General features: G+C 35.4%; 12 protein-coding genes and 2 pseudogenes. 9 read left to right on the top strand and 5 right to left on the bottom strand.

The window, feature by feature from the left end:
* Positions 1–77: 77 nt before the first annotated feature.
* Both MHI10_RS11265 and MHI10_RS11260 read right to left on the bottom strand, forming a co-directional pair.
* Positions 78–710 carry a methyl-accepting chemotaxis protein gene (locus MHI10_RS11265; protein WP_340785498.1) on the bottom strand — a complete coding sequence of 211 codons (633 nt, stop codon included), beginning with the start codon at positions 708–710 and terminating at the stop codon, positions 78–80.
* Complete coding sequence (locus tag MHI10_RS11260) at positions 676–1,092, bottom strand: GGDEF domain-containing protein (protein ID WP_340785497.1); 417 nt, start codon at positions 1,090–1,092, stop codon at positions 676–678. The genes MHI10_RS11265 and MHI10_RS11260 overlap by 35 nt, the downstream gene beginning before the upstream one ends.
* 440 nt (positions 1,093–1,532) lie before the next feature.
* Between MHI10_RS11260 and MHI10_RS11255 the strand changes: the two genes are divergently transcribed.
* Positions 1,533–1,712: a hypothetical protein gene (locus tag MHI10_RS11255; RefSeq protein WP_340785494.1), complete on the top strand. Its 180-nt coding sequence runs from the start codon at positions 1,533–1,535 to the stop codon at positions 1,710–1,712.
* Positions 1,713–1,774: 62 nt separating this feature from the next.
* On the opposite strand, the gene MHI10_RS11250 is transcribed toward MHI10_RS11255, so the two are convergent.
* Positions 1,775–2,407: a hypothetical protein gene (locus tag MHI10_RS11250; protein ID WP_340785493.1), complete on the bottom strand. Its 633-nt coding sequence runs from the start codon at positions 2,405–2,407 to the stop codon at positions 1,775–1,777.
* Positions 2,408–2,722: 315 nt separating this feature from the next.
* Here MHI10_RS11250 and MHI10_RS11245 point away from each other — a divergent pair, with 315 nt between their 5' ends.
* The 3 genes from MHI10_RS11245 (at position 2,723) to MHI10_RS11235 (ending at position 4,711) form a co-directional block, all read left to right on the top strand.
* Positions 2,723–3,232 (top strand): DUF3841 domain-containing protein, encoded by a 510-nt coding sequence (locus tag MHI10_RS11245; RefSeq protein WP_340785491.1) that lies wholly within the window; start codon positions 2,723–2,725, stop codon positions 3,230–3,232.
* 201 nt (positions 3,233–3,433) lie between these two features.
* Positions 3,434–3,658 carry a hypothetical protein gene (locus MHI10_RS11240; RefSeq protein ID WP_340785489.1) on the top strand — a complete coding sequence of 75 codons (225 nt, stop codon included), beginning with the start codon at positions 3,434–3,436 and terminating at the stop codon, positions 3,656–3,658.
* A gap of 84 nt (positions 3,659–3,742) precedes the next feature.
* Entirely contained in the window at positions 3,743–4,711 is a 969-nt protein-coding gene (locus tag MHI10_RS11235; RefSeq protein WP_340785488.1) for a S41 family peptidase, read from the top strand.
* Between the two features lie 187 nt (positions 4,712–4,898).
* On the opposite strand, the pseudogene MHI10_RS11230 reads toward MHI10_RS11235, so the two are convergent.
* Positions 4,899–5,875 (bottom strand): annotated as a pseudogene (locus MHI10_RS11230) (bile acid:sodium symporter family protein).
* A 212-nt stretch (positions 5,876–6,087) separates the two neighbouring features.
* On the opposite strand from MHI10_RS11230, the gene MHI10_RS11225 reads away from it, so the two are divergent.
* The 3 genes from MHI10_RS11225 (at position 6,088) to MHI10_RS11215 (ending at position 8,318) form a co-directional block, all read left to right on the top strand.
* The gene (locus MHI10_RS11225) at positions 6,088–6,741 is read left to right on the top strand and encodes a transmembrane-type terpene cyclase (RefSeq protein WP_340785487.1); all 654 of its coding nucleotides are present in this window, start codon (positions 6,088–6,090) and stop codon (positions 6,739–6,741) included.
* Positions 6,742–6,957: 216 nt separating this feature from the next.
* Entirely contained in the window at positions 6,958–7,659 is a 702-nt protein-coding gene (locus MHI10_RS11220; RefSeq protein WP_340785486.1) for a class I SAM-dependent methyltransferase, read from the top strand.
* 104 nt (positions 7,660–7,763) lie between these two features.
* Entirely contained in the window at positions 7,764–8,318 is a 555-nt protein-coding gene (locus tag MHI10_RS11215; RefSeq protein ID WP_340785485.1) for a hypothetical protein, read from the top strand.
* Positions 8,319–8,461: 143 nt separating this feature from the next.
* Here the strand turns inward: MHI10_RS11215 and MHI10_RS11210 are convergent, their stop codons facing one another.
* Positions 8,462–9,460 (bottom strand): LLM class flavin-dependent oxidoreductase, encoded by a 999-nt coding sequence (locus tag MHI10_RS11210; protein WP_340785484.1) that lies wholly within the window; start codon positions 9,458–9,460, stop codon positions 8,462–8,464.
* Between the two features lie 260 nt (positions 9,461–9,720).
* Here MHI10_RS11210 and MHI10_RS11205 point away from each other — a divergent pair, with 260 nt between their 5' ends.
* Entirely contained in the window at positions 9,721–11,382 is a 1,662-nt protein-coding gene (locus tag MHI10_RS11205; protein ID WP_340785483.1) for an FAD-dependent oxidoreductase, read from the top strand.
* Positions 11,383–11,809: 427 nt separating this feature from the next.
* Positions 11,810–13,018 (top strand): annotated as a pseudogene (locus MHI10_RS11200) (Nramp family divalent metal transporter); the annotation flags it as partial.
* Between the last annotated feature and the right edge of the window lie 130 nt (positions 13,019–13,148).

Raw genomic sequence — 13,148 nt, 5'->3', positions numbered from 1 at the left:
ATAAAGAGGAATGAATTTAAAAAAATCATTCCTCTTTATAGTAATTAATTCTCATAACCAGATCTAAATCAATACAACTATGATTTATTGACTTGTATAACTAATTGATCTAATTTATGTGCAACTTGATCTAAAGATAAAGTCGTTTCACTTAGTACTTGTGTAGTGGCACTTTGCTGTTCGGATGCCGCCGAAATACCTTCTATATTTGCTAAAGAGTGATGAATGGATTGTGTTATTTCCTCAATCAAAGTATTGGTTAAATTTGCTTGCTCTAGTAAAATAGTTGTTGCTTCTGAGACATCATCAATTTCTTTTTCAACTTCGATTGTTGCCTGATGGATGGAATCAAATGCCTTTTCACTCACGAGTATTTTTTCCGTACCTTTATCAATTTCTTGCATGCCGCTACCCATCTCATTCGCCACTTCTTTAATTTGCGCTTGAATAGAGCCAATGACTAATTGAATTTTAGCAGCTGATTTTTCAGTACCTATCGCTAAATTGCGTACTTCCTCGGCTACGATCGAGAAGCCTTTCCCATGTTCACCAGCACGTGCGGCTTCTATAGAGGCATTGAGTGCTAATAGTTTCGTTTGATTTGAAATGGAAGTAATTACTTGCAATAATTTACCTACTTCAGAAGACTTCAATTCTAAATCCTCTACTAAGTTTTTAATAAAACCTACTGTCTCCGTAATAATAACCATTTGAAATGCAACCTCTTGTAATGCCGATACTAATATTCACATAAAATTCAGTACCATCAATTAAAAATGCTTCTTTAAGCAGTTCGATAACAGATTGTGCAAGTAAATATACATTATATTCATAATCGATTATAATAACAAATTCATCTCCGTGTAAACGATAAATATTTACGCCATTAACAATTAAACTACGAAGGCGGTTCGCAAATTCAATTAAAAAAAGATCCCTAACAGAATGCCCAAAGCTATCGTTTATTTTTTTAAAATCATCAATATCCATGAATAGAACACCGTATTTGCCATGGGATTCTTTCTGCGTTCGTCGAAGTAATCGTGCCATTTTTATCCGTAATTGCGACAATAGTCGATTGATCAAGCACATACTTTATAACTTTCAACTCTTCTAATGTATAATCTGCATCAACATAATTTGTTCTTTCTTATAATTGGTTAATTATTACAATAGTACCTCTCCATTTCGTAATTCTATCTTACCTAACTATTAAACAAATATAAGTAACTTTTAAGAGTTCTTTTGTTCGTTACCTAATTTGTTACATAAAAGGGACGGTTATTCCTTGATTTTTTGTAAACAGGATAGTCTTTCAAATGACACTGCCGTATGATGGTGTAGTACTATGCATACCATGTTTATTTTATTTATTTAATAATATCGAATACATCTCACAAATTTCTCAAATATCAAATGTAACAGAGGGGATTTATGGGAAATAACAGAAAAGTTTAATATTTGCCATTTTTTTAATCCCATTTTTCATATTTGTATTCTATCAACTCGTTAATCCGGAATCATTAGCAGAAATGCCTAAAGCAAAGGTAGGTGTTTTAGATCTTCGTACATGGGACTTTGCCCAAACAGGAGTTGTTAAACTAGACGGTGACTGGGATTATTATGAGGGGGATGGGCTTAGAATTGTGAAAATAGAAAATGCCGAAACGTTAATTGAACAGCGTTTCGGTATTTTTAAATTGGTATTTTAGGGAGGAGGATTTTTATTTTTTTAAAGGTATTATCATTCAATTCCCTGTAAATCTCCCGGAAATTAGCAAGAACTACATTTTGGGAATATTACGTTAACGTCATACACTAAATAAAGTTTATCATCACAAATAATAGCTTGCTTAAAATCTACATCAACTTTTGAATCGCAAAGGTCTACAGGACTTTCGTAGTCATTTTCTGCAACATAGCAAAGTACTTGGTCCACGAAACCTGTTCCTTGACCTGCTGCTGTTCTAAAATCAAATTTTCTCTCACATTTGTTTAAAAAGACTTCTTCAAAATTGAACCAGTAACCGAATTTCCCGATAATATGAACAGCGTTAACTTTTGTTTTTACCTGTTTTTGCTTACAGCCGTAAATATCAATCGTTGCTTTTGTAACACATGGTTTAATGACAATATGAAGATCTGAAAAATCTGCAACAGGGTTTACTCCATTAGAAACAGCTACTAAATTTAATGGTGCTTCTTTAATAAAACATGTAGAGAATTCACGCTTACATGGTTTATCACAAATGGAAGATTCACATTTTAGAGTGTTTGAGTACTTTTCCATCATCTCTTCTTTCGAATTAATGAAATTGATTTCTTTTACACCATACAATGCTTCAATTTGTTGGATTAAACTAGAATTACTTTCAAATTGAGCTACTTTATAATATTTATCTAACATTATTATTTTCCTCCTTTCCATTTAAATTAGACTACAGTTATAATCTATTCATTTTCAAGAAAAGGTTATGGATAAATAACCTAGAATCTATTAATTTTTCAAATTGATAGATTTAATTTTTATTAGTACAAGAGCCGTACTAGATTGATGGCATGGAAAGGGGCTCACTAATGTAATGAATAATAGAGGGTTTGTATGGATTGAGTTATAAAATGCGATTTATTCTATTTTATGTACAATTATTTCTCGGGAAATTATTTTTTCGAGATAATACCCTAGTGAGTATAAAATGAAAGGTCGGTGCAATAAAAAATCATGGTAACTTATTGGACGATACAAACAATGGATAAATGGAAGGTTGTACAAAATGTTGGATATTTGACAGGAAATGCCGAATTTATTTGGGAAGAATTTGTTGAACCATATAAATGGATGATGGCACAAATGGGAAATCGGCTCTCCAATTATGTGGGAGAATATCTGACATGGCTGTGGACAGAGCGACCGGATTTAAGGAGAAGCGGTCATTTAGCGAAAGGTGAACAAGGCGTCCTTATAAAGGTGGAAATTGATGATGAAGATGTGTTACTAAGTGATTTTCAAGCATGGCATATAGTTTTAAATTATGACTATATGAGTTTAAATGTGGACGAAGTTGATCAGGATTATTCAGATGAAGAAATACGTAAAAGCTGGGAACTTATATTTGAACTCGAGAAGCTAAAGGATTCTGAAGGATGGGGAGGACTGCTTCATTTACAAGGCGTAACAGGAGAAATAAGAGCTAGTCAAATGAAGATTGTTAAGACGTTTATTGCAAGGTAGAAGTAAAAGGATAACAATTATCAAATGGATTAATGTTTGGAAATAACATATGGTAATTGTGGGGGATTTTTGATTGGTTTGTTTTGTAAGAAAATGATGTATTAGATAAATAGTAAATAAACCCAACTATTCGAAACCTTTACCAATGTTATTGCGTAAAATATAATAGATAAAATTTCAAATAGCTAAGAGGTGAATAATATGTCAATAGCTGTTAAGGGAATATTTGTATCTGTTATTTCTGCAGTACTGGTTTCAATATTTGCAGTTGGTGGGAGTACCATAGCAACTTTTATATTTTATTCCCTAAAAGGAGAACCATTTGGCGAAATTATTTCAACATCTCGGGTAATATGGTTCTTAATTTTATTTGTCTTATCATTTATCTTCCTATTATTTGGATTGGATAAGAAATATAGGACATAACCACAGATTTTAATAGGAAATCTATTTATGTGATAGAAAAGCTAAAATTAAAAGTGGGATAAATTATTTGTGGGGGATGTAGGGATGAAATTGAAACTCTTTAAGTGGGCAATGATTATTCTAAGTATTTTCGCAATAATAGGTATTTTTCTTGTTTATCAATTCGGTCCAGTTGTAGGTGCACAATTCGGGAAACCAGTTTATATTTTTCCACCGAGCGCTGAAAGGTATGGAAAAGTTGCAATTGATATGATTGAACTAAATGGGTATTATGCGACAGGTGAAAAGTGGGAAGAAACGAAAGCAAAACTTGAAAAAAAAATGAAGAAAGTTTCAGTTTATGAGGATACATATCCATTCCTAAAAGAGGCTTTACAAGAAGGGGGAGGTAAGCATTCTTTTTTACTGACGAAAGAAAATAAACAAGCACTATCTGCTCAAGACGAGATGCCTGTGGTTACACGTGAAGGTGATGTGCTCCTTATAAAATTACCGCAACATTCAGATGCTGCTGCATACGGGAAACAATACGCTGAAACTGCCCTACAAGAAATTCAAATAAATACTGACATAAAAGGAGCGATTGTCGACCTTCGTGGAAATAGTGGGGGAGATATGGGGCCGATGGTTACAGCCGTTTCTCCATTTTTAAAAGATGGGGATCTTTTTTACTTTGAATTTTTAGATGGTGAAATGGGTGTTAAATTGGAAGACGGGAAGTCCATTGGAGGGGGAACGCAGGTTGCAACAGACAGCGCTCCTTTTAAACTGGACGTGCCGGTAGCAGTTTTAATAGATGATCAAACAGCGAGTTCAGGGGAAGCAGTATTAATGGCATTTATGGGCCAACCACATGCAAAAACATTTGGTCAACCCACGGCAGGATATGCTTCTGCAAATATGACGCTTCCTTTATATAATGAAGCAATGATTAACGTAACGGTTGCTTATAATAAAACACTAGATGGAGAAATGTTTTTTGACAATCCAGTCCCACCGGATGTTGAAACCGATGAGCCACTAGAAAAAGCGAAAGAATGGTTAACTCAATAAGAGGTGCTTAAAATGTAAGAGCAACCCCCGCCATAAAAATGTTTTATAACGAGAATCTGGTTGTGTCGGGATACTTTGGTTGCTCAATTTCCCACTTCCATTATGTAAAAAACAAAAAACAAAATGAGATGGGGATTTCCATCTCATTTTGTTTGAGTACATATACTAGCTTTACAAAGAGCAAGTCTTACTTCTCATCTGAAAGCACAAGCTTCGGATTGTTTAATTTTTCTTCTTTCTTTTCTTCCATACGACTAAAAATGGTAGCAAGTATTGGACCGGATATATTGTGCCATACACTGAAAATCGCACTTGGTACAGCCGCTAAAGGAGAGAAGTGTGCAACGGCTAATGATGCACCTAGACCCGAATTTTGCATGCCCACTTCAATTGCAATAGCTTTCTTCTTTGCTAAGTTCATACCAAACATCTTTCCGAATAAATACCCGATTAAGTATCCTAAACAGTTGTGTAAAACAACAACAGCAAAGATCATCAAACCAGTTTCAGCAATTTTTTGTTGATTACCCGCAACTACCCCAGCTACAATAGCAACGATTGCTACTACGGAAATAAGGGGCATTACTTTCACGCTTGCTGCCGCTTGCTTGTTAAAGAGCTTTTGTACAATAAATCCTAATGCAATCGGAATAATAATTACTTTAATAATTGACATAAAGAGTGCACTAGGCGCAACATTAATATACTCACTTGCGAATAAATAAATAAGTCCAGGTGTAACGAACGGCGCTAATAAAGTTGTGATTGATGTAATCGTCACCGATAAAGCCACATCACCTTTGGAAAGGAATGTCATAACATTAGAAGATGTCCACCTGGGCAACAGCCTACTAAAATTACACCGATTGCAATTTCGGGTGGAAGATTGAAGAGTTTCACGAGTAGGAATGCTAAACTGGGCATAATCAAAAATTGGCCAAGTACCCCAATAGCCACATCTTTCGGTCTCGTTAACACTTCTTTAAAGTCCGCAACAGTTATTGTTAATCCCATCCCAAACATAACAATCCCTAGTAATATCGTAATATAAGCCCCAAGCCAAGAAAATCCGTTTGGAACAAAAAAGGCAAATGCAGCAAAAAGGAGCACCCAAATCGCAAAGGTACTGCTAACAAACTGGCTAAATCGTTCTAAAGTTTTCATTCTGCACCTCTTTCGAATATTTATTAGTTTAGTAGATTATACAAGGGAAGTTAAATATTTGCAATAATTAGAATTATTAATCAAATTAGGTGTGTGTTATGAATAACTTTCAGCAGTACATAGTAAAATTTGCGTTTGTAAAATCTCACCTAAATGAATAGCGACCCTCTATTTAAACATATAGTGTCAAAAGCGATGATGATTCAAAAAGGATGGTGTGGCTGGCAAATCAATTAGATTTACTTTTAGTACTTCAATTAGGGATGGCACTGTTTTGGATTTTGACGTACATATTGATTATATTCAGGGGATTTCGAGATGAAGCTTATGGCATGCCAATGGTTGCAATTTGTGCAAATATTTCATGGGAATTCATCTTCGCCTTTATTCACCCGCAAAATGCATTACAACAAAAAATTACGATGGTTTGGTTTGCCTTGGACATTATTATACTACTACAATATTTAATCTACGGTCGCAAAGAATTTAAAAAGTATCTTTCTGGCATGCGATTTTATGCAAGCTTTTTCTTCACATTAAGTGTTACCTTTCTCATTATTTTAACAATCACACAGGATTTTAATGATTTTGATGGGAGGTATACAGCTTTTTCCCAAAACTTAATGATGTCGGGGCTATTTATTTCCTTACTATTTTGGAGGGGGAATGTAAAAGGTCAGTCGCTAGCCATTGCATTTTGTAAAATGTTCGGTACTCTTTGCGCTTCGATTGCGTTCTATATGTATTTCAGAACCAACTTGATCACGATCATTAGTGTTGCTATATTATTTTTTGATTTAATGTACATTGGTTTTGTGTATAAGTTAAGTAGAAAAAATAGCGATAGTGCGACTAAATTTTCTTAGTCTTATTGACAAGTTGGTTGAATTAACTTAATATATTAAAAATTCCAAAATTAAATCAATGAACGGAAGTAGTAGGGGACTTCTGTACCTGCCGCTTCGCTTTCGGTACAAATACATTTGCTGAATCAAGTTGAATTAATCAATTAGAGTGGTACCGCGAAATAATCTTCGTCTCTTTTTTGAGGCGGAGTTTTTTAATTTGAGGAGGAAGAGGAAATGGAAACAACACAATGGCAAAGACAAGACGTCACACAGCATTATTTGGAACAAGTAAGGGGAGGAATACCATTTGGAGCAGAACAAATCAATGTTATGCTTCAAGTAATTCAGCATTTCAAACAGGATGTACAAAAAATAATGGATTTAGGGTGTGGTAATGGTTTTTTAGGTAAAGTACTTTTAGATACATACCCAAATGCACAGGCAATATTCATCGATCATTCTGAGCCAATGGTTGAACAAGCAAAGGAATATTTAGCTGCCTATGAAAATCAAAGCACAGTAATACATGGTGATTTTAGCGAATCTTTAAGTACGCTTGCTGAACCGAATTCAGTAGATTGTATCGTTTCTGGTTTTGCAATTCATCATTTACCTCATGATAAAAAGAAGAAACTTTATGCTGAAATTTACGCACTATTAAAAGACGGTGGTATTTTTATTAATATTGAGCATACAGCTTCTGCTACAACGAAACTAGAAAATTTATATGACGAACAGTTCATACAACACCTAGCGAACTATAATAAAAAATCATCTGAGGAAGTAGCTAAAGAATATTACAGTCGCCCGGATAAAGAGGATAATATTTTAGAACGTGTAGATATCCAAGTCAATTGGTTAAGAGAAATTGGTTATCAGCATGCGGATTGTTATTTTAAATTGTTTGAGTTGGCTGTTTTTGGTGGGGTGAAATAACTTTTAAGCAGCTTTTTTATGATCCCATTCCAATCTGATTATGATTTGAATATAATTAAAGTGTTAATACGTCTTGAATAATATTATAACGGAGTGGAATAAATATGAAAAGAAGTCTTATCGGAATTGCAATAATGGCACTACTTTTCACAGTATTTGTATTAAATAATCACAAACAGCTCCCGACTAAAGATGACGTATTAAAAATAACAGAAGGCTATATTCCAGCAATAGAAAAAGTTTATTTAGTGGAAAAGTTAGATGATGAATGGATTACTTTATATAGGAATAATAAAACAATTATGGTGGCGAGGTTAGTGCAAAATTGGTTAGGGTATTGGGAAATAAAAGATGAACTTGGCAACGAGAATTCATTGGCAACATCGGATTATTTACCTGTGCGTGACACTGAACTTATTTATAGTGCAAGTTCAAAAGCGAATACAACAGCATACTACTTTGGTCAAATAATCAATCCTAATATTAAGAAAATCGAAGTAGAAACACAGAAAAATGTGTTTAAAGAAGCTCATATAATTAGTGATGGAAAAACTCAATTTTTCTACGCGAAAGCTGAAGGAGAAATATTTATGCCTGTAAACATAAAAGGTTTTTCTGAATTAGGTATCATGAATTATTCTTCCGTTAAAAAATATTAAATAAACTCAAAAACCTGTACCGAAAACAAAAGGAACTTGTTATTTAAATGTTACACTAAAAAAAATCACGGCCATCAATGCGAGACCGTGATTTTTTTACTTTTGATTTCTCGTAAACAAAAATAAGTACTCTTGTTTAATTATTATTTTTTCAACATTTCCTCACCAAGCAATCGGTAAGCAGTTAATCGTTGTTCGATCGAATACAGATTACAGTTAATCATCGCTTCATCAAAACCATATTGTTGTCGCTCTTCTAAAATTTGTGTTGCGACTTCTTTTGCTGTGCCAATAAGCATGAGTGGACGGTTTTGATCTAATATTGACTTGTCCATTTCTGTTAGTGGGTAGTCATTGGCTTCCTGTGGTGTAATCGTAGGAAGTAAGCGTCCGCGCATTAAATTTAAGCGCATAATTTGCATCGGCATGGAATTGTACTCGGCTTCCTCTGTTGTTTCAGCAACACTCACTGCATAGGTCGTAATAATTTGCGGTTTCTCCATAAAATAAGAAGGCTGGAAGGAATCGCGATACGCATCAAAAATTGCTTTTGACATTTGTCCGTTAAAAAACTGTGCAAATGAATAACCGATACCTGCCGCGCCTGCTTGTCTTGCACTTTGACCACTTGATCCGAGCAACCAAGCTTGTGGCAATGTCACTTTAAACGGTGTTGCGACAACTTGATCGTAAATCGGTTCACCTGTGCTTTTTTCATTCATCAAGTTCAAAATAATTTCGAGCTTATCATATTGCTCTGTCATTTCCGGTCTGCGTCCACTTGCAAGCGCGGTCATCGCTGGGCCATCCCCACCTGGAGCTCTCCCTGCACCAAAATCAATACGGTTCGGTGCTAATGCAGCTAATGTTTTAAATACTTCTGCTATTTTTAATGGAGAATAGTGCATCATCATAATCCCGCCCGTACCTAAACGGATGCGGTCCGTTTTAGCCGCTAAATAGGCAGCCGTAATTTCTGGCGCAGAACTTGCGAGTGATGTTGTATTATGATGTTCTGCCAACCACATACGTTCATAGCCCATTTCATCCCCAAGCTGTGCAATTTTTACGCTATTTGCCAGTGCCTCTGTGGAAGTCATTCCTTTAGAAATCGGCACTTGGTCTAAAATACTTAATTTCATATTTACCGCCTCGTTTCATACTACTAAAATACCGAATCTTGAGTAGGAAGTAAAATGATTGAACCAATACACCCCATAATTACTTTAACTATGTACTTTTCAATCACGTCCGTGAAAGTGATAGTCTAACTAATAATATTATAAGCCACCAGTATCATATACTTTAAAATCAGTACATATTGGGGGAGATATTATAAATGTAGTTATTGTAATATTTGAAATTATTATTCGTAAGACATTAGCAAAAAGGGGGGCTTTAAATGGTATGGGATTATGAATATGATGTTGTCGTAGTTGGCTCTGGTGCATCGGGTTTTTCGGCTGCCATTACAGCAAAAAAAGAAGGATTACGAACGTTATTAATTGAAAAAGAACAGTATTTCGGAGGAGCTTCCGCCTTATCGGGTGGTGGGGTATGGATTCCGAATAATAAATATTTAGTCGAGGCCGGTGCTGCCGATAGTTTTGAGGAGGCAAAGTTATACTTGGATTCTACTGTTGGTGATATGGTGAACGATAAAATAAAAGAAAAATATTTAAAAAAGGGTATTGAAATGTTGGACTATATGCACAATTTAGGTCCACATATGAGATTCACATATGCTAATAATTATTCGGACTATTACCCGACATATCCAGGTGGGAAAGGGAAGGGAAGATCTATTGAACCGGAAGTTATTGATGTTAATAAGCTACAAGATTGGAAAGCTAAACTTCTACCCCCGACCATCGATACAAAAGGTTTTGTTATGACGGGACAGGATTTTGTTAAAGTGAATATGATTACGAGAACTTGGGCAGGAAAAAGAGCATCGCTTAAACTTGGTTGGCGGTTAATTAAGCATAAATTATTTAAAAAAGATTATGCCGCTTTAGGGAGGGCCTTAATTGCGCGCATGGCTTTAACGTATAAGGAGTTAAACGGTGAACTTTGGCTTGAAGCACCATTTGTTAATTTTATTTATGAAAATGACAAAGTAACGGGTTTAACCGTCAATAATCAAGGTGAACAAGTAGCAATCAAAATCAACAAAGGTTTAATTTTTGGTGCGGGTGGATTTTCGAGAGATCAAGAAAAGCGAGATAAATATCTTCCAAGTCCACAAGAAGTGAATTGGACAAGTTCGCCAAAAGGTCAAACGGGGGATATTATTGAACCGTTTGCAAAATTGAATGCCAAATTTAGTTTAATGGACAGAGTTTGGGGGGCACCAACTGTTATAAATCATTTGGGCATGCCATTTTTCTTAGTAGCTGATCGTGGCATTCCGAATATGATTATCGTTGACCAAGACGGCAATAGATATATTAACGAACCGACCCCATATCATGAATTCGTCGATAAAATGTATGAACATAATGAAAAAACAGGTGGTAAAGCGATTACTTCGTGGATTATTTTAGATGCGCGGGCTAAGAAAAGGTATATCTTTACTGGGTTATTTCCAGGTCAAGATTTCCCAAAAGAATACTACGAGAATGATATTGTTTTAAAAGGGAGCACAGTAGAAGAATTAGAAAGTAAATTAAATATGCCAACCGGAAATTTAGTAAAAACAATGGATAGATTTAATGAATTTGCTCGGAATGGGAAGGATTTAGACTTCCTTAGAGGAGAAACCGCGCATGATCAATATTACGGCGACCCTACGTTACCAAACCCAAATTTACTGGAAATCAATGCGGCTCCTTATTATGCAATGAAAGTTTATCCGGGTGATATTGGGACAAAAGGTGGTGTTGTGACGGATGAATGGGCAAGGGTAGTAAAAGATGACGGAACTGTATTTGAAAATGTCTACGCTTGTGGCAACTGTTCCGCATCAATCATGGGTCATTCTTATCCAGGTCCAGGAGCAACATTAGGACCGGGTATGACTTTTGGCTACTTAGCTTCCATGCACTGTAAGGATAAAGTTTAACTTGATTCAGCAGAATTCCTCCACTTCTATAAGTGGGGGATGAATGTCAAAAAGTGCAATTCTATTCAGTGGGGGTTCAAACCTTGGCTGAATCAAGTTAAGCCCCAGCGGATGTCACAGATTTTTAAGGGAAGTTTTTCGAGCGAGCTCGAAAAAATCTGGACGCAATTACGCCTTGGCGTAATTGATAAGACAATTTTTACCGCCAATTCCTATCATACGGTTGTCCGTAATGGGGGGAGTGCGGTTTTTTTATTTTTTAAAATCATGTACATATTGGAATAATGCGCATATATTTTCCTTAAGGAAACTTTCATTCCCTAGTGAAAGTTATAAATAGGAGATGGTCTCCATGAACAAAAGAGAGGAAAGTAGTGGAAATGGAGAGTATAAAGATTTTAGGGAGGCAACATCTTCTCCAAATTGACTGAAAAGATTTTGGATTTTTCTTGGACCCGCTTTTATAGCCGGTGTAGCTTATATTGACCCTGGAAATTTTGCAACAAATATTAGTGCTGGTTCTGATTACGGCTATCTACTGCTTTGGGTCGTTCTCGTTTCAAATTTAATGGCAATTCTCATTCAAACATTATCTGCAAAATTAGGTATTGCTACAGGTAAAAACTTGCCTGAAGTATCAAAAGAAAACATGTCTAAGCCTGTATCAGTTGCGATGTGGATTCAAGGGGAGCTTATAGTTATTGCAACAGATCTTGCCGAATTTATAGGAGCAGCATTAGGCTTGTATTTATTATTTGGAATACCATTGTTTACAGCGGCAATTATTGCTGCAATAGGTTCTTTCATTATTCTAGAATTACAACGTCATGGTATCAGAGCACTTGAAGCTGGAATTACTGGAATGGTATTTATCATTGTACTTTCATTTGTGTTACAAGTATTCTTTTCCCAACCTGATGCTAATGCAGTTTTACTTGGACTGTTTACACCTCAATTTGATGGTGTAGATAGCGTAATGTTAGCGGCTGGTATATTAGGAGCGACCGTTATGCCTCACGCAATTTATCTCCACTCATCATTGACACAAAAAAGAATTATTGGTCGCAATGAACTTGAGAAAAAAAGAATCTTTCGTTTCGAATTCATCGATATTTTAATTGCAATGGTCATTGCAGGTACTGTGAACGCATGTATGCTCATCGTTGCGGCAGCATTATTTTTCCACAATGGGCTAAGTGTACAAAGTTTAGAGGTGGCATTTACGTATTTAGGTGAACTCATTGGACCATTTTCTGCGATATTATTTGGAGTGGCTTTATTATTTTCGGGCATTGCAAGTTCTACAGTTGGAACGATGGCTGGAGATGTGATTATGCAGGGGTATATCCATCGTCGAATCCCAATCTACTTAAGACGAACGATTACGATTATTCCACCGCTTTTTGTCATTGGAATGGGCGTAGATTCAACACTTGCATTAGTTATTAGCCAAATTATTTTGTCTTTCGGTATTCCATTTGCATTAATTCCTTTAATTATTTTTACAAGCAAAAAAAGAATTATGGGCAGTCTAGTGAACCATAAGATTACGACATTTGTAGCTTGGTCTATTGCCTTGATTATTATCGCGCTAAACTTTTTTTTGATAGCCCACACGATTTTTACGTTTTTATAATTAGTAAAATAAGAATGTTCACTGCGTTGTTAGGTGGGCATTCTTTTATTGAATATGTCCAATTAGGGTTATAGGCTAGTGTATTTATGCAAACGATATGTACTTAAGGTTACCTAATTATTTTCTCACC

It is taken from the genome of Solibacillus sp. FSL K6-1523, assembly GCF_038005225.1.
GTDB lineage: Bacteria > Bacillota > Bacilli > Bacillales_A > Planococcaceae > Solibacillus.
The sequence above is the reverse complement of the archived record's forward strand: the minus strand, read 5'-3'. Positions and strand labels throughout refer to the sequence as shown.

Bases quoted from the DNA above. Each gene is read 5' to 3' on its own strand.
- MHI10_RS11265 (WP_340785498.1), bottom strand. From the start codon at position 710: ATGGTTATTATTACGGAGACAGTAGGTTTTATTAAAAACTTAGTAGAG.
- MHI10_RS11205 (WP_340785483.1), top strand. From the start codon at position 9,721: ATGGTATGGGATTATGAATATGATGTTGTCGTAGTTGGCTCTGGTGCA.
- MHI10_RS11250 (WP_340785493.1), bottom strand. From the start codon at position 2,407: ATGTTAGATAAATATTATAAAGTAGCTCAATTTGAAAGTAATTCTAGT.
- MHI10_RS11255 (WP_340785494.1), top strand. From the start codon at position 1,533: ATGCCTAAAGCAAAGGTAGGTGTTTTAGATCTTCGTACATGGGACTTT.
- MHI10_RS11225 (WP_340785487.1), top strand. From the start codon at position 6,088: ATGGTGTGGCTGGCAAATCAATTAGATTTACTTTTAGTACTTCAATTA.
- MHI10_RS11235 (WP_340785488.1), top strand. From the start codon at position 3,743: ATGAAATTGAAACTCTTTAAGTGGGCAATGATTATTCTAAGTATTTTC.
- MHI10_RS11260 (WP_340785497.1), bottom strand. From the start codon at position 1,092: ATGTGCTTGATCAATCGACTATTGTCGCAATTACGGATAAAAATGGCA.
- MHI10_RS11215 (WP_340785485.1), top strand. From the start codon at position 7,764: ATGAAAAGAAGTCTTATCGGAATTGCAATAATGGCACTACTTTTCACA.
- MHI10_RS11245 (WP_340785491.1), top strand. From the start codon at position 2,723: ATGGTAACTTATTGGACGATACAAACAATGGATAAATGGAAGGTTGTA.
- MHI10_RS11240 (WP_340785489.1), top strand. From the start codon at position 3,434: ATGTCAATAGCTGTTAAGGGAATATTTGTATCTGTTATTTCTGCAGTA.
- MHI10_RS11220 (WP_340785486.1), top strand. From the start codon at position 6,958: ATGGAAACAACACAATGGCAAAGACAAGACGTCACACAGCATTATTTG.
- MHI10_RS11210 (WP_340785484.1), bottom strand. From the start codon at position 9,460: ATGAAATTAAGTATTTTAGACCAAGTGCCGATTTCTAAAGGAATGACT.